Genomic DNA, 15800 nt, shown 5'->3' with positions numbered 1-15800 from the left:
CATTTGCCTTATCTGCCGTTCAAAGGGGTGACTATGAATTTTAATCTAACAGAAGATCAACAAGCGTTTGCAGAAACCGCTAAACAATTTGCGATGAGCGAATTACTACCAAATGCGGGCAAGTGGGATCAAGAACATATTTTTCCAAAAGACGTAATCCAAAAAGCCGGTGAACTAGGTTTCTGTGGTTTATATACGCCTGAAGAAGCTGGCGGTCTTGGTTTATCGCGTCTTGATTCGAGCATTATTTTTGAGCAGTTGGCAATGGGATGCACGGCAACCACTGCGATGTTGACCATTCACAATATGGCAACTTGGATGATTGCAAGCTTTGGTACTGATGAAGTTAAAGCGCAGTATTGTGATGAACTTGTGATGGGGCAATTGCTTGCATCGTATTGTTTAACAGAGCCAGGTTCCGGTTCAGATGCCGCATCTCTTAAAACCAAAGCGGTTTTAGAAGGGGATGAATACGTTATTTCTGGTTCTAAAATGTTTATTTCAGGTGCAGGCGAAACAGATTTATTAGTAGTTATGGCGCGCACTGGTGAAGATGGCCCGAAAGGTATTTCGGCGTTTGTAGTTGATGCCAATGCTGCAGGTATTGAATACGGTAAAGCAGAAGAAAAAATGGGTTGGAACGCGCAACCGACACGTCTTATTTCGTTTGATGGTGTACGTATTCCAAAACAAAACTTACTTGGTCAAGAAGGCGAAGGCTTTAAATTTGCCATGATGGGCTTAGATGGCGGCCGCATTAATATTGCGACCTGTTCAATTGGTACTGCGCAGCAAGCACTTAACACAGCTAAAGAATATATGCTTGAGCGTAAGCAATTTGGCAAACCATTAGCAGCATTCCAAGCACTTCAATTTAAACTTGCTGATATGAGCACAGAACTGGTAGCTGCCCGTCAAATGGTACGCCTTGCTGCATTTAAATTGGATGAAAAAGATCCTGAGCGCACCACGTATTGTGCAATGGCAAAACGCTATGCAACCGATGTTGGCTTTAAAGTATGTGACGATGCACTGCAACTTCACGGTGGTTATGGTTACATCAAAGAATACCCGTTAGAGCGTCACTTCCGTGATGTGCGTGTACACCAAATTTTAGAAGGCACAAATGAAATTATGCGCCTAATTATTGGTCGTCGTATTTTGGCTGAAGGTTCACAAGAGATTTTGTAAGGAGAGCACAATGAGCGCACAAATCAAATTATCGATTGAACGGCATATCGCAGTTGTTACTATGTCTAATCCACCGGCAAATACGTGGACCAAAGAAACACTAACGCAATTGCGTGATATGGTCGCTGATCTGAATAACAATAAAGATGTGTATTCGCTTGTGATCACAGGGGAAGGTGAAAAATTCTTCTCAGCTGGCGCTGACCTAAACCTATTTGCAAGTGGCGACAAAGGCGTTGCCGCTGAAATGTCTATTATTTTTGGCCAGGCGTTTGAAGCGTTAAGTAATTTCCGTGGTGTATCTATTGCAGCGATTAACGGTTATGCCATGGGTGGCGGTTTAGAAGTTGCACTTGCATGTGATTTACGCATTGCTGAAGAACAAGCGCAAATGGCATTGCCTGAAGCAAAAGTGGGTTTATTACCTTGTGCTGGCGGTACGCAAAACCTTGCATGGCTTGTTGGAGAAGGCTGGGCGAAACGCATGATTTTATGTGGTGAGCGATTAACTGCCGAGAAAGCCCATAATATTGGACTTGTGGAAGAGGTTGTTGCTAAAGGCGAAGCGTTTGATAAAGCAATTGCGCTTGCAAAACAAGTTGAAGAACAAAGCCCAACTTCGGTTGCTGCGTGTAAATCACTGATCCAACATAGCCGCTCAGGCACTATGAGTTCAGCTTTACCACTTGAACGTGAACTTTTCATCAACCTATTTGATACGCAAGATCAAAAAGAAGGCGTGAATGCCTTTTTAGAAAAGCGTAAAGCAAACTGGGTGAACGGCTAATGGCTGTTGTTACGTTTGAAACAAAAAATACCGATAACGGCTTTGTTATCGGTATCGCAACCTTAAACGTTGAAAAGGCACTTAATGCGCTTAATCTTGAAATGATTGAGCTGCTTTATAACCAGTTACTTGATTGGCAAAGTGATGAAAAGGTTAGCATGGTGCTGTTACAAGGTGCGGGCGATAAAGCGTTTTGCGCCGGTGGTGATGTAGTTAGCTTGTACAATGCAATGCATACCGGCGAGCCAAGCAATTACATTGAGACGTTTTTCACTAAAGAGTATCGTTTAGATTACCTTATTCATAATTATGCAAAACCAATCTGTGTGTGGGGTAATGGCATTATTATGGGTGGCGGCCTTGGTTTAATGGCTGGTGCATCTCACCGTGTGTTAACTGAATCATCGCGTATCGCTATGCCTGAACTTACCATTGGTTTATACCCTGATGTCGGTGGCAGCTATTTTCTAAATAAAATGCCAACGCAAGTAGGCTTATTTTTGGGATTAACCGGTGCATCGGTGAATGCCCAAGATGCGCTTTATATTGGTTTAGGCGATACCGTAATCGAGCATCAGTTTAAAAGTGAGCTAATAGATTCACTTATAAGTACAAAGTGGTCAACCAATGCTGATGAAAACCATCAAGCATTAAGTCATTTATTAACAACGTTTAACGCGAAAAGTGATATTAACCTGCCAGCCAATGTTGAATCGCACAACGCAGTATTTGCTGCAATGGCAGAAGTAGACGAACTTACCGATAAAGTAGATGCCATTTTATCGTTTGAAACAGACGATAAATGGCTAACACGTGCGCAAAAAGGCCTTTCACATGGTAGCCCACTGGGTGCACATCTAGTATATCAACAGCTTAATCGTGCAAATGGCTTATCACTCAAAGCCTGCTTTCAAATGGAGCTAGGTATGAGCGTACGTTGTGGTCAACTTGGTGAATTTAAAGAAGGTGTGCGCGCATTACTGATTGATAAAGACAATGCACCTCAATGGCAATTTGACGCCATCAGCAATGTAGATAGCGATGTGATTGCATCATTCTTTAATGTTGAATGGTCAAACGGGCATCCACTAACGGATTTATAGGAATAATCATGGCAAATATTGGATTTATTGGTTTAGGTAACATGGGCGGCCCGATGGCTGCAAACCTTGTAAAAGCAGGTCATGCAGTTACGGTATTTGATTTAAATGACTCAGCAGTGTCTGAACTGGTTGAAAAAGGTGCTAATAGCGCCACAACTGCCTTAGCATGTGCGGAAGAGAAAGACTTTGTCATTACTATGCTACCTGCTGGCAAGCACGTTAAGTCTATTTATTTAGATGAAAACGGTGTTGGCGCTGCGCTTACAAATAATACACAAGTGATTGATTGCAGCACCATTGATGCGGATACGGCTAAATTTGTTGCAAGCGAACTTGCCAAACGTGGCGTTAGTTTTGTAGATGCACCTGTTTCTGGTGGCGTAGCGGGCGCGACGAATGGCACGTTAACTTTTATTGTGGGCGGCAGTGTTACTGAGTTTGAAAATGCAAAAACCGTTTTAGCTGACATGGGTAAAAACATTTTCCATGCGGGCGACCACGGTGCAGGGCAGGTGGCTAAAATCTGTAATAACATGCTACTTGCAATTTTAATGGCCGGTACCAGCGAAGCGCTTCAAATGGGTATCGACAACGGCCTTGATCCTAAGGTTTTGTCAGACATTATGCTGCAAAGTTCTGGCCGTAACTGGACGTTAGAATTATATAACCCTTGCCCGAATGTGCTTGAAAATGTGCCAAGCTCAAATGACTATAAAGGTGGCTTTATGGTTGATTTAATGGCAAAAGATCTTGGCCTTGCTATGGATACGGCAAGCAGCAGTCAATCAAATGTACCACTTGGCCGTTTATCGCAAAGCTTATATCAGTTAATGCAAAATCAAGAGATGGGTAATCTCGATTTCTCTTCAATCTTTAAGTTGTTTAATAAGGATTCATAATATGCAAGTAAATGGTAAAAACATTGTTATTACCGGAGGTGCGCAAGGTTTAGGGCTTGCGATGGCAAAACATTTTGCAGATAAAGGCGCGAGTATTGCCCTTATTGATATGCAAGAAGAGATGCTTGCAAATGCGAAATCTGAATTAGGCACCACAACGGGCGTTATTCGCACTTACGTATGTAATGTAACGCAAGAACAAGAAGTTGAAGACACCTTTAACCAAATTAATAGCGATTTTGGTCAGATTGATGGCTTAGTAAATAACGCAGGCATTTTACGTGACGGTTTATTTTTAAAAGTCAAAGAGGGCAAAGTGGCCAAAAAAATGTCACTAGAGCAGTTCCAATCGGTCATTGACGTTAATCTAACAGGTGTATTTCTGTGTGGCCGTGAAGCGGCAAACCATATGGTTAATAACGGGAATAAAGGCGTTATTATTAATATGTCGAGTGTGGCCCGAGCAGGCAATATGGGACAAACCAATTACGCAGCATCAAAAGCCGGCGTTGTTGCAATGACGACCACTTGGGCACGTGAACTAGGCCGTTATGGTATTCGTGTAGCTGCTATTGCACCCGGTGTTATCCGCACTGCCATGACAGATGCAATGAAACCTGAAGCGAAAGAGCGTTTACTTAAAATGAAGCCTGTTGGTCGTTTAGGTGAAGCAGATGAAATCGCGCATACAGCGAACTTTATTTTTGAAAATGACTTTGTTACTGGCCGCGTAATGGAAATTGATGGAGGTATCACTTTCTAACCATTAAAGCGCGTTTAAATCTAAAAACGAGTGGTCTTTCACTCGTTTTTTTCTTTATAATCAATAAAAACACAGTTTATTTCCTTTCATGTCTAAAGCCATTCGTAATTTTTATATCAATGAAGAGCAATCAATTTATTTGCTTTCACACATTGATGCTAAAAAACATAAGCAATGGCTGAAAATTTGCGAAAAGCAGCTAGAAAAACTTGGCTACCATCACGTTAAAGTAATTGGCTCAGGCGCATTTGGTTTTGTTTTTGTTGGCACCAATACTCAAGGTAAAGAATGCGTATTTAAGTTTTCACGTATTACCCTTGCACAAAGTGTTCGGGATCGCTTAGAAGATGAAGGCTACATGCTTTCTCAGGTAAAAAATCCTATGGTGCCTGAATTCTATGCCTTTGAGCGCATTAAAAAGCAGGGCATTTTAATGATGGCCTATGCGAAAGGCGATAACCTAGAACAAGTCAGCTTACAACAAGGCCGCGTGTCAGTGCCTTTTTTGGTAAATCTGGGTCTTGAACTTCGCAATATTTTGCTGGCACTTCGCAATCATAAAACTGGCTTTACCGAACAGCCTATAGTGCACGGTGATATTAAACCTTCTAATATTGTGTGGGATGAAAACACAAACCAGTTTTCGTTAGTTGATTGGGGCTCAAGTGTGTTTGCGCAAGAAGACGGTTTTGGTAATCCCGTTGCAGCCAATATGATGGATTTAATGAGCCATGATGCGAATTATTCAAATGCACGCATGGGCGATGTTTATTTTATTGGTGATGAGCAGATGTCGGGGGCTAAATCCTCGCCTCGTTTTGATGAACAAGGTGTAGCATCTACACTTTATGCGTTAGCGTCTGCACAATCATGTCGTTTTGGTAATCAAATCTTACCCGCTAAAAGTTTAGGCTTACCGGTTGAGTTTGCCAGTATTATCGATGGCATGCTCAGTAAAGATAAAACCACTCGCGATTTATCAGGCGATTACTTTATTAAAAACATGCCAAAAATTGCCAAAAGCTATTTACCTGACTTACCACTTCATAAAGACAAAGCACTTATTCCGTTTTGGCATCATCCCTTTGATGATAAGCCTGATACCGTAGTGTATAGCTCTCGAAAACAATTTTTACGTCAAGCCGACAGTGAAAAGCAACTTGCTAAGGTTGAAGATGCCCAGCTTGATCGCTACTACAAAGAGTTTTTAGTGGATATGGGGGATACTGAAAAAGCGTTTTTGGCGTCTATTTCACGTTTAGCTAAATATCCTGTGGTAGGCGGCTTAAGTTATCAATGGCGTGAAGATAATTTGTATGTTGAATCTAATTTGGTGCTGCACGATGAATCATATCGCACAGCCTTTACTCAAGCGGTAAACAATACCATTCGTATTGCTCAAGGCATTAAGCAAAAAGGGTTGTTTAAGTGTTGTTTATTCGATGCAAGGCAAACCATTCAGCTTGAGCGCGACCAAGAAGGTGCACTCATTTTCGATGAAATGCCAACCTTGCATTATTCCGTCTCTGAAATGCCTGATAGCGAAATAGTAAGGCCGCACAGTTATTTTGAAGATGGTAAAGACCCAGACGAACAACTAACGTTACCCAATGAAATTTTAAAAGCAGTTTTTGGCTTAAACCAAATTCACCATACAGGTTGCATTATTATTGAGTCGCTGCCTGAACGTATCAAAGTGCATTATTACTATCGCTTGTTAGAACCTAGCAAAAAAGGCCTGTTTGAAAATCTGTTAAACCGCATTATGGCAAACATCGTACGGATCAAAGATCATGGTATTGCGGGCTTTATGAAGTTGCCGTATAAAAACACTCGTGAGTTTTCTCTTTGCGATCAACACCCTAGCTTTTACTACCCGAAAAATCCGAAACTATTCATTGAAAATCAAATAGATAGAGGTAATAAATAAAGTTCAAAAATTGTTTTAAAAAAAACACAAATAAAAATATTTATTCGCTTATTGTCACTTCATTAAAAAATAATTTTCCTATTTACACAAAACTGCATTGATTTCCCAAATATGCAATTAAATCTTCATACATTTGTCATGTTTATTCTATCTAACATGTTTTCTGTGTTTGATCTAACCTTATAAATATGGTCTTCTAGACATGTGGCCTTTGAGCCAGTTCACTTACTCATAATGTAAAAAGGAGCAACTTAAATCTATGTAGAGCACTTCCATTTGTTAGCAACGATTGCTAACAAGGAAATGTTAAACACCGTAACTGTAACGTGAGACCGTTACGAATTTTTTAAGTTATTGGTTAAGGGCCTTTGCCCAACTTCAACATCCAATTAGTTTAATAAGAAGGTGAGGACATTACCTATGAAGAGACAAAAAAGAGATCGTTTAGAAAGAGCACATTCTCAAGGTTACAAAGCAGGCCTAGCAGGTCGTTCCAAAGAAATGTGTCCGTATGACAATATTGATCCAAGATCTCAATGGCTCGGTGGATGGCGAGAAGCGATGGAAGATCGCACAATGTTTAAATCATAGTTTTAGGAGACGACGCCCACACAAAGTGGGCGTTTTTGTATCTGCTCGTTTTAAATTAAAACGCGCTAGTATCTTGGAAAAGACCTACTTTTAAATCTTTTGCTTCATAGATTACACGGCCATCAACTTCAACCGTACCATCTGCAAGACCCATAAATAATTTACGCTTGATTACACGTTTCATATTTAAACGATACGTTACTTTTTTAGCTGTTGGTAAGATTTGGCCTGTAAATTTAACTTCGCCAACACCTAATGCACGGCCAAGACCTGGACCACCAGACCAACCTAAGAAAAAGCCCACTAACTGCCACATAGCGTCTAGACCTAAACAACCTGGCATTACTGGGTCACCTTTAAAGTGACAGTCAAAAAACCACAGGCTAGGGTCGATATCAAGCTCAGCAATGATTTCGCCTTTACCGTATTCACCGCCTTCATCGGCGATTTTAATGATGCGGTCCATCATGAGCATATTATCTGACGGAAGGCGGCAATTGCCTTCTCCAAACATTTCACCACGACCACATGCTTCTAATTCGGCTTTGCTATAACTGTTTTTCTGTTCCATAACTTCTTTCTTCTTAAATTTTTCCGGCTACTTTAGCTTACACTTGTACGCCAAACAACTCCGAACAGTTGAATTACAACAATTTGCTACTAATAGCCACGTTATCCCTTTATAATTACAGCATTGTTAAAAAGCGCAGCTTATCTATGATTTTATTTGTAAAAGACCTAACCGTTATTGATTTTTCTTACCTTTGTAAAGACCGTGGTCCATTGGGTGAAAGTTGGATCGTCGACCTTGAAATGCATGGCGATTTAAACGACGAATCAATGGTGCTTGATTTTTCACTGGTTAAAAAACAAGTGAAACGCATTATAGATGATGTGATTGACCATAAATTAGCGATTGCAACACAAGGCGATGCGGTTATTTCTGAGGCCGGTGAACAAACCAATGTTAGTTTTAGCTTTGGCGAGCATCAGCTTGCCGTCAGTTCGCCTCATCAAGCGTTTTGTTTGATTGATACAGATAAAATCAACGAAACCAGTGTTAAAGGCTTTTTAGAACAAACAATACTGCCACAACTACCTAGTAACGTAAGTAAAATCATACTGAACTTAAGACCAGAACACACCAACGGGTTTTATTATCATTATAGTCATGGTTTGAAAAAACACGATGGTAATTGTCAGCGTATTATTCACGGTCATCGCAGCACCATTGAAATTGAAGAAAATGGCATGCGCAGCCCAAGGCTTAACAAGCTTTGGTGTCAAAAGTGGCAAGATATTTACCTTGTAAGTGCAGAGGATCGTATCAACGCAAACGAACTTAAGTTTGTAGCACCAATTGAAAATGGTGTTCACTCTGCCTACAACGCATCGCAAGGGTATTTTGAGCTAAGCATCAGTGAAGCGGTTACCGATATTTTACCGGTTGATTCAACCGTTGAGTGCATTGCACAACATGTTGTACAAACATTAAAAAATGATAACCCAGAGAATTCTTATCGCGTAGCCGCCTATGAAGGTGTTGGGAAAGGAGCTATTGCATATGCTTAAAAAACTGTTGGCATTAAGTCTTTCAATTATAAGTTCAGCACAAGCATTAGAGCTAAAAGGGCATTTAACCCAAGGTGGCTTAGTAACAGGTCATATAAAAAACGCTAAGCAGGTTAAGCTAAACGATAAACCGCTTGCGATTACCCCCGGAGGCCATTTTGTTTTTGGTTTTGGCCGCGATGAAACATTAACACACACGCTTTCTTGGCAAACTGCTGATGGCAGCTGGCAAACGCAACCGATAGTAATAACCAAGCGTGATTACGACATTGATAAAATTACTGGTGTAGAAAAGAAATATGTTTCTCCGCCAAAATCAGTGCTTACGCGCACTAAAAAAGAAGCAAAAGCCGTGAAAGAGGCACGCAGTACCTTTTCTCATCGAGAAGATTTTTTGTCGCCGCTTTATCGCCCTGCGACAGGACGTATTTCTGGCGTGTATGGTAGTCAGCGTTATTTCAATGGTACCCCTAAACGTCCACACTTTGGGTTAGATATTGCTAACAAAACCGGTACACCTGTATATGCACCCGTTTCAGGTAAAGTTGTATTTGCCAATAACGACTTATATTACTCAGGTGGTACGCTTATTCTTGACCATGGTTATGGCGTAACCACAACCTATATTCACCTTCATAAACTGCACGTTAAAGAAGGTCAGGAAGTCAAATTAGGCGATAAAATCGCTGAAATAGGCGCTACTGGCCGCGTTACTGGGCCTCATTTAGATTGGCGCTTAAACTGGGGTCAAGTTCGCCTAGATCCCGCACTATTAATGCAAGTTCAGCTTGCGAGTAAACAAAAGTAATCATGACAAATCAAGATATTATTGAACAACGTATTAAAGACTCAATTACCTCTGTAACTAAAACGGTATTTCCAGGTCGTACAAATCATCACAACACCTTATTTGGTGGTGATGCACTTGCATGGATGGACGAAGTGGCGTTTATTGCTGCAACACGTTTTTGTCGTAAGCCTTTAGTAACCATCTCTTCTGATCGCGTTGATTTTAAAGAGGCGATCCCTGCAGGCAGTTTTGCTGAGCTTGTAGCTAAAGTGGTACACGTAGGTAATACCAGTTTGAAAGTAGAGGTAGTTATTTACCTTGAAACTATGCACAAAGATGACAAGCATCAGGCTATTTCAGGTAGTTTTACATTTGTTGCTGTCGATGCCGAGCATAAGCCAACACCGGTTGTATGTGACAAAATGATAAATGGTTTCGAATAGCATCGAGCAAATTGGCTTTTTATACCTCAGTGTATTATTGTTGTTAGTGTAATTATTCTAATAAATCTAATAACACTGAGGTAATTATGAAAACGATTGAACAATGGTTTTCTTTGTATGGCGAAAGCCATCAAAACCCCACCAACATTAAAATCCACAAAGTCGCAGTGCCGCTTATTTACTTCTCTGTTGTAGCGCTAATTAGTGCAATACCAGGGCTAACGGGGCACGTTATTCTTGGTGCTATCACGCTGGCCGCATTACTCTTTTATTTTATTCTGAGCATTAAACTTGGTTTTGTAATGTTGATTTTTACTGGGCTGTGTATTTACGTTGCGAGCAGTATTTCAATTTATGTGATTGAAATTGCCATTGCGGTATTTGTTGTCGCTTGGATATTTCAGTTTGTGGGGCATAAAGTAGAAGGTAAAAAGCCATCATTTTTTGATGACTTGAGCTTTTTACTCATAGGGCCTGCTTGGGTATTTAATCCGATTTTTAGTTTTGACAAAAAGTAAAAGGCCAAATAAGGCCTTTTTTATAATACCATTGCAGCAATCCAGCCAAATATTAACAACGGAATGTTAAAGTGAATAAATGTTGGTATAACGGTATCTCTTATATGGTCGTGTTGATTATCGGCATTGAGACCAGATGTCGGACCTAGGGTTGAATCAGAAGCAGGGGAGCCAGCATCACCTAATGCACCTGCCGTGCCCACTAACGCAGCGGTGGCCATTGGCGAAAAGCCAAGTGTTATGGCAAGTGGTACAATAATCGTCGCCACGATTGGCACCGTGGAAAACGAACTGCCAATGCCCATAGTGATCAACAGGCCAATTATTAAAATAAGTGCTGCGGCAAGTGCTTTACTATCACCAATTGAACTCGAGATACTTTGCACAAGCGTTGATACTTCATTGGTTTGTTGAATAACAGAGGCAAAGCCTTGAGCTGAGATCATAATAAACCCGATCATCGCCATCATTGCTGCACCTTTACTGAAAATATCAGACGACTCTTGCCATTTTACAATACCAAAAATAGTAAAAATAAGTACGCCGATTAAGCCACCTAGAATCATTGAGTTGGTAATGGTTTGCGCGTAAAGAGAAGTCACTACTGCAATAAAGCCAACAGCAATCACTTTGCTTTTGTTTTTAGGCAGTTTAATTTCGGAAGTTTGGTTTAACGCTTGATAAGTTCGCTCGTTGCGATAAGTAAAAAACACCGCGATTATCAAACCAATTAACATGCCAATAGCTGGAATAATCATCGCAAACGGTACACTGGAAGCGTCAATTTCTAGCGCATTTTTTCCAAGATTGGTGTGCACAATGTCATATAAAAATATTCCACCAAAGCCGTAAGGCAGCACCATATAGGCGGTTGCCAAACCAAAGGTCAACACGCATGCTATTGCGCGGCGATCGAGTTTTAAATGATCAAAAATAATAAGCAAAGGCGGTATCAAAATTGGAATAAACGCAATATGCACTGGAATTAAGTTTTGTGAACTGATTGATACAAGTAAGATTAAGCTCAATACGCTTGCTTTAATAAAAAGTTGTGAGTATTGAGTTTGTTCACCTTTTATCTGGTTAATTAATTTGTCTGCGACGATATCGGTTAAGCCTGATTTGGCAATAGCAACTGCGAACCCGCCAAGCATTGCATAACTTAGAGCGGTTTTTGCGCCACCTTGCAAACCATCATTAAATGCTTGCAGTGTTTGTTCAAGGCCAAGACCTGCGGTTAATCCTGTGGTAATCGCGGCGATTGTCATCGCTACGATCACATTAATACGCAGTAAACTTAAAATCAGCATTACACTAACGCCGAGTACGACTGAGTTCATAATTGTCTCTTATATTTTATGTTATTGACATTACGTTTAAGCATCTTAGTTTGTGCCTTTGTAAGCGTTTTTTCACCATAACGGTGGCGACTATAAAGGCTTAAGAAGCTCATTAAATCGGTTTTATTATTAGGGAAATGTTCGCATAATCGTGTTAAAAAATGTGCTACAGTTTCGCCATTTTCACGGGCGAGATTTTTGCCTTTCGCAAAATGCTCTAATGCAATTAAGTAAGCAGCAACTGGGTCGTCAATTTGCGTACGTAGTTGCCATAGTTTTATCACTAAAAAGCTTACCAAAAATAATCCAATTAACGACATCACAATCACTGCTATTTTGAGCGCACTGGTTTCCTTTATAAGCTCTTTTAATAACTTATTTTGTGCTTCGTTATCAAAACTCAGCACCCATGCTGTCCATTGATAATCCAATTGTTCGAGATAAAGCCTTAGTTCATTAAAAACAGCAATATCACTTAACGCGGTGAGGCCCACGCCAATATTATCTTCGAAGTCATCGCGTGTATTATCAAGTTGAGAGAGAGAACCGTATAGACGATCAGGTTCGACAAATGCAGTCGCATCAAATTTAACCCAACCTTTTGAAGGTAGCCAAACTTCCGTCCAAGCGTGTGCATCGTATTGATAAACTGATAAATATTTCGCGCTATTTGAAGCTTCACCACCTAAGTAACCCGATACTACCCGAGCAGGAATGCCCGCTGCTCGAAATATAAAGGCGCTGCTACTTGCGTAATGCCCACAAAAACCTTGTTTTTCCCCAAACATAAACTCATCAATTGAATTGTTACCAGTATAAATAGGTGGCTTTAACGTATAGCTAAATTGTTGTTGAGTGTAATAGCGTGATAGCAATTGAATAAACTGCTCGGTTGATGTTGATTGTGCTTTTAATTGAGCAGCTAACGCAATGGCTTGAGTATTGATATCTTGTGGTAATGTGAGATTTAACCGACGTTTGCTAGACGTTAAATCGTCAGCAAAGTCTATTTCGGTTATGTCATACGTAAATTTTTGGTTGTTAGGGTTAACTCGATATAAACCACCGTCAACTGTAGTGAAGATATTACCGGTGCTTGACGAACCTGCATACAAAGTGGGTAGCCAGTTTAATGATGTTTGTTCATGGTAGATTTTAATCTCGTGACCGGCTTTTTTAAGCGCGCTGTTGCGCAATTTTAAATCCGCTGAATCAACGATATTCCATGAACGACCATCAAACTCTTCATGTATCATAGTGCGCCAATAGTAAGGAGCAGCAATATTGTCAGGCACAACAGCGCGAAATGCGAGTTTGTCTGACTTAGTGAGATCAGAGATATTAAAAGGGTTTACCGATTCAGATAATCCAACTTGCGCGGTAGATAAACTAGGCATTCGCCAAAAGGCTGGCAATTTTGGTAAAAACAGGAAAAGTACACAGGTTATTGGCAAACTTAACAGTAATAGCTTAAAAGCACGTGCGCCGCTTTGTTTTATGATTTTTCGGTTGGTAAGTAAATACAGCGCGGTGATGTTGAGCAAAAATAAAAACAAAACCAAAAGTGTAACCGGCAGCGAGTGATAAAACAAAAACACACAGCTTGAAATGAAAAAGTTAACTAACACAATTGATTTGATTTGACGTGGCTTTTCAGCAATCAATAGTTTCAGACAATTGGCTTGCAATAACATGGCGATAAATAAATTTACAAGCTCACTGATGCCGATTGTTAAGAATAAGGTAAGCGTGCATACCAAAGCGAGTACATTACCAACGATAACAGTTGGTGCACTGGCTTTTGTGTAAGCAATTGCAAATACCCAAATAATTAAAAGTGCAACGGTAGCAACAAATAATACCGCAAGTTCATTAAATAATAAGGCGCTAACAATAGCGATGATCAGCGCAGATAAGCTTTTAACGCTTTGATGATTATACATTGCTTAATTCTTCCAAACATTTGGTCATATGCGGTGTACCCGAACCTAAATCTACTTTAGCGTGTGGTAACAATAGGCTATATCGTAAATTTTCATTTTCCGCATGGGTTACTAAATAGCTTAGATGTTGCAGTTTTTGCTCTAGGTTGCCGGGTACTGTTTGCAAGCTGAATTCGTATTCACTGGTACTGCCTGAAGAAAAGTCTTTAGTTGCAAGTACTTGGTGTTTAGCATAATGTTTCCACGATATGCGATTCACTTTGTCGCCATCAATATAAGGCCTAACTCCTTGATAGTTCTCACTAACCGTTGCTTGGTTAGATTGAGATTGGCTGTCTGATTCAATTTCAGCTTGGCTTACTTGGTGAAATGAAAACGACAGTGGAGTGGGGTATACATACGTTTTTTTATCGGGAACAAAGTAACTCCAAGTAGTTACAAGACCAAAAGGATAGCGAGAAAAAAACTTTAACCGTGGCAAACTATGCAGACCGCGATTAGCGATATTAATTTGTAATTCTAATTTTTGCGTAGTCTCTTCAATACTATCAATAAACTGGCTGCGAATATGCTCACCACTAACTTCTAAACTCGTGGTGCCATCTTTATTGACCAATTGAAAGTAGGCAAAGTACCCGGTGTGCTGATAACCCGCGACTGTGTGAGAAAGTGATACTTTAAGATTATACAGATTGATAAACGCAACGATAAAATTCACTAAAAGAAACGAAAACATTAAGTAACTAAACATAATTACTAAGTTGTTTTGGTAATTAATACCTAACACATAGACCAAAACGTTCGATATCAAATACGCCATGCCAAATTTACTCGGTAAAATATAAATATTTTTATGAGTAAGGGTAATAGACGTTTCGCTGTGCTTACGTTTTTTTAATTGATTGTTAAACCAAACATTTACGTGCGATTTTATTGACTGCACAAGACTTGTTTTAGTATCGGACATAACTTAAGGGTTGATTTTAACTTTATTTAATAAGTCATATGACAAACTATTTGAGGTATTACTGGTTAATCCAAGACGATGTTCCGCAACAAATGGAAATATAGCTTGTACATCATCTGGGATAACATAATCACGTTGGTGTATAAATGCCCACGCCTTAGCTGCGTTTGCTATCGCTATGGATGCTCGTGGCGATAATGCCATTGGGTAATCAGGGCTATCGCGTGTTTCATTTACTAAATCTAAAATATAATCAGCAACAACTGAAGAAAGTACGACCTCGCTAACGATTTGCTGCATCTCGACTAAAAGCTCTGGTGAAAGTAATGCATTAATTTTCTTTGCCGCGTTATTTATTTCACCAAGAAGAATAGATTTTTCTGAAGCTTTATCTGGATAACCTAAACCGATACGCATCAAAAATCGGTCTAACTGAGACTCTGGCAATGGAAAGGTGCCAGCTTGATGCATTGGGTTTTGTGTAGCTATCACAAAAAAAGGAGAAGGAAGTGTGTGACTTTTACCATCGATACTCACTTGTTGTTCTTCCATTGCTTCAAGCAAGGCACTTTGTGTTTTAGGGCCTGCGCGGTTTATTTCATCTGCCAACACAACTTGATTAAATAGTGGGCCTGCATGGAAATGAAAAGTTTGCTTATTTGGATCAAAGATGGTGCTGCCGGTAATATCCGACGGTAACAGATCGCTAGTAAACTGCACGCGTTGATAATTGAGACCAAGAACATTGGATAGCGCATGCGCCAAAGAAGTTTTACCCATACCTGGTAAGTCTTCAATTAATAAGTGACCCTTAGCGAGCAAACAACATATTGAGAGTTTAATTTGTTGTTGTTTACCTAAGATGACCGAATTTAGTTGTTGTATTATCTGGTCGAGTGTTTTGTTCATTATGCTAATGTTTAAATAAACTAATAATTCACAACAGCATATAACAAAGAAGTG

General features: G+C 40.0%; 16 protein-coding genes. 11 read left to right on the top strand and 5 right to left on the bottom strand.

Features of this window, described 5'->3' with window-relative positions:
* Window positions 1–33 precede the first annotated feature (33 nt).
* The 7 genes from ACHSBP_RS11890 to rmf all read left to right on the top strand — a co-directional run bounded on the left by ACHSBP_RS11890 (window position 34) and on the right by rmf (window position 7264).
* A complete protein-coding gene (locus ACHSBP_RS11890) occupies window positions 34–1191 on the top strand; it encodes an acyl-CoA dehydrogenase family protein (protein WP_395388946.1) in 1158 nt (385 codons plus the stop codon).
* A gap of 10 nt (window positions 1192–1201) precedes the next feature.
* On the top strand, window positions 1202–1978 hold the full coding sequence (locus ACHSBP_RS11885) for an enoyl-CoA hydratase (protein ID WP_010560110.1): 777 nt from the start codon (window positions 1202–1204) through the stop codon (window positions 1976–1978).
* The gene (locus ACHSBP_RS11880; RefSeq protein WP_010560109.1) at window positions 1978–3081 is read left to right on the top strand and encodes an enoyl-CoA hydratase/isomerase family protein; all 1104 of its coding nucleotides are present in this window, start codon (window positions 1978–1980) and stop codon (window positions 3079–3081) included. The genes ACHSBP_RS11885 and ACHSBP_RS11880 overlap by 1 nt, the downstream gene beginning before the upstream one ends.
* A gap of 2 nt (window positions 3082–3083) precedes the next feature.
* The gene (gene mmsB / locus ACHSBP_RS11875; RefSeq protein WP_395388979.1) at window positions 3084–3980 is read left to right on the top strand and encodes a 3-hydroxyisobutyrate dehydrogenase; all 897 of its coding nucleotides are present in this window, start codon (window positions 3084–3086) and stop codon (window positions 3978–3980) included.
* Between the two features lies 1 nt (window position 3981).
* A complete protein-coding gene (locus ACHSBP_RS11870) occupies window positions 3982–4743 on the top strand; it encodes an SDR family oxidoreductase (protein ID WP_010560107.1) in 762 nt (253 codons plus the stop codon).
* Window positions 4744–4831: 88 nt separating this feature from the next.
* Entirely contained in the window at window positions 4832–6673 is a 1842-nt protein-coding gene (locus tag ACHSBP_RS11865; RefSeq protein WP_395388945.1) for a protein kinase, read from the top strand.
* A 420-nt stretch (window positions 6674–7093) separates the two neighbouring features.
* A complete protein-coding gene (rmf, locus tag ACHSBP_RS11860) occupies window positions 7094–7264 on the top strand; it encodes a ribosome modulation factor (RefSeq protein WP_010560105.1) in 171 nt (56 codons plus the stop codon).
* Window positions 7265–7319: 55 nt separating this feature from the next.
* Here rmf and fabA read toward each other — a convergent pair whose 3' ends face one another.
* Complete coding sequence (fabA, locus tag ACHSBP_RS11855; RefSeq protein WP_010560104.1) at window positions 7320–7835, bottom strand: 3-hydroxyacyl-[acyl-carrier-protein] dehydratase FabA; 516 nt, start codon at window positions 7833–7835, stop codon at window positions 7320–7322.
* Window positions 7836–7981: 146 nt separating this feature from the next.
* Here fabA and ACHSBP_RS11850 point away from each other — a divergent pair, with 146 nt between their 5' ends.
* The 4 genes from ACHSBP_RS11850 (at window position 7982) to ACHSBP_RS11835 (ending at window position 10587) form a co-directional block, all read left to right on the top strand.
* Window positions 7982–8836 carry a 6-carboxytetrahydropterin synthase gene (locus ACHSBP_RS11850; RefSeq protein ID WP_010560103.1) on the top strand — a complete coding sequence of 285 codons (855 nt, stop codon included), beginning with the start codon at window positions 7982–7984 and terminating at the stop codon, window positions 8834–8836.
* Window positions 8829–9644 (top strand): M23 family metallopeptidase, encoded by an 816-nt coding sequence (locus ACHSBP_RS11845; protein ID WP_010560102.1) that lies wholly within the window; start codon window positions 8829–8831, stop codon window positions 9642–9644. The genes ACHSBP_RS11850 and ACHSBP_RS11845 overlap by 8 nt, the downstream gene beginning before the upstream one ends.
* Window positions 9645–9646: 2 nt before the next feature.
* The gene (locus tag ACHSBP_RS11840) at window positions 9647–10069 is read left to right on the top strand and encodes an acyl-CoA thioesterase (protein ID WP_010560101.1); all 423 of its coding nucleotides are present in this window, start codon (window positions 9647–9649) and stop codon (window positions 10067–10069) included.
* Between the two features lie 86 nt (window positions 10070–10155).
* The gene (locus tag ACHSBP_RS11835; protein ID WP_010560100.1) at window positions 10156–10587 is read left to right on the top strand and encodes a DUF962 domain-containing protein; all 432 of its coding nucleotides are present in this window, start codon (window positions 10156–10158) and stop codon (window positions 10585–10587) included.
* 20 nt (window positions 10588–10607) lie between these two features.
* Here ACHSBP_RS11835 and ACHSBP_RS11830 read toward each other — a convergent pair whose 3' ends face one another.
* From ACHSBP_RS11830 to ACHSBP_RS11815, 4 genes are read right to left on the bottom strand one after another with little or no spacing between them, the layout of a single operon-like run.
* A complete protein-coding gene (locus tag ACHSBP_RS11830; protein WP_395388942.1) occupies window positions 10608–11927 on the bottom strand; it encodes a Na+/H+ antiporter family protein in 1320 nt (439 codons plus the stop codon).
* Window positions 11924–13870 carry a DUF3488 and transglutaminase-like domain-containing protein gene (locus ACHSBP_RS11825; RefSeq protein WP_010560098.1) on the bottom strand — a complete coding sequence of 649 codons (1947 nt, stop codon included), beginning with the start codon at window positions 13868–13870 and terminating at the stop codon, window positions 11924–11926. Before ACHSBP_RS11825 ends, ACHSBP_RS11830 begins: the two co-directional genes overlap by 4 nt.
* Window positions 13863–14813: a DUF58 domain-containing protein gene (locus ACHSBP_RS11820; protein ID WP_395388941.1), complete on the bottom strand. Its 951-nt coding sequence runs from the start codon at window positions 14811–14813 to the stop codon at window positions 13863–13865. Before ACHSBP_RS11820 ends, ACHSBP_RS11825 begins: the two co-directional genes overlap by 8 nt.
* A 27-nt stretch (window positions 14814–14840) precedes the next feature.
* Window positions 14841–15746 carry a MoxR family ATPase gene (locus ACHSBP_RS11815; RefSeq protein ID WP_010560096.1) on the bottom strand — a complete coding sequence of 302 codons (906 nt, stop codon included), beginning with the start codon at window positions 15744–15746 and terminating at the stop codon, window positions 14841–14843.
* Between the last annotated feature and the right edge of the window lie 54 nt (window positions 15747–15800).

Origin of the sequence: Pseudoalteromonas sp. XMcav1-K (genome assembly GCF_044005875.1) — a bacterium.
In the GTDB taxonomy this organism is placed as follows: Bacteria; Pseudomonadota; Gammaproteobacteria; order Enterobacterales; family Alteromonadaceae; genus Pseudoalteromonas; species Pseudoalteromonas spongiae.
The sequence above is the reverse complement of the archived record's forward strand: the minus strand, read 5'-3'. Positions and strand labels throughout refer to the sequence as shown.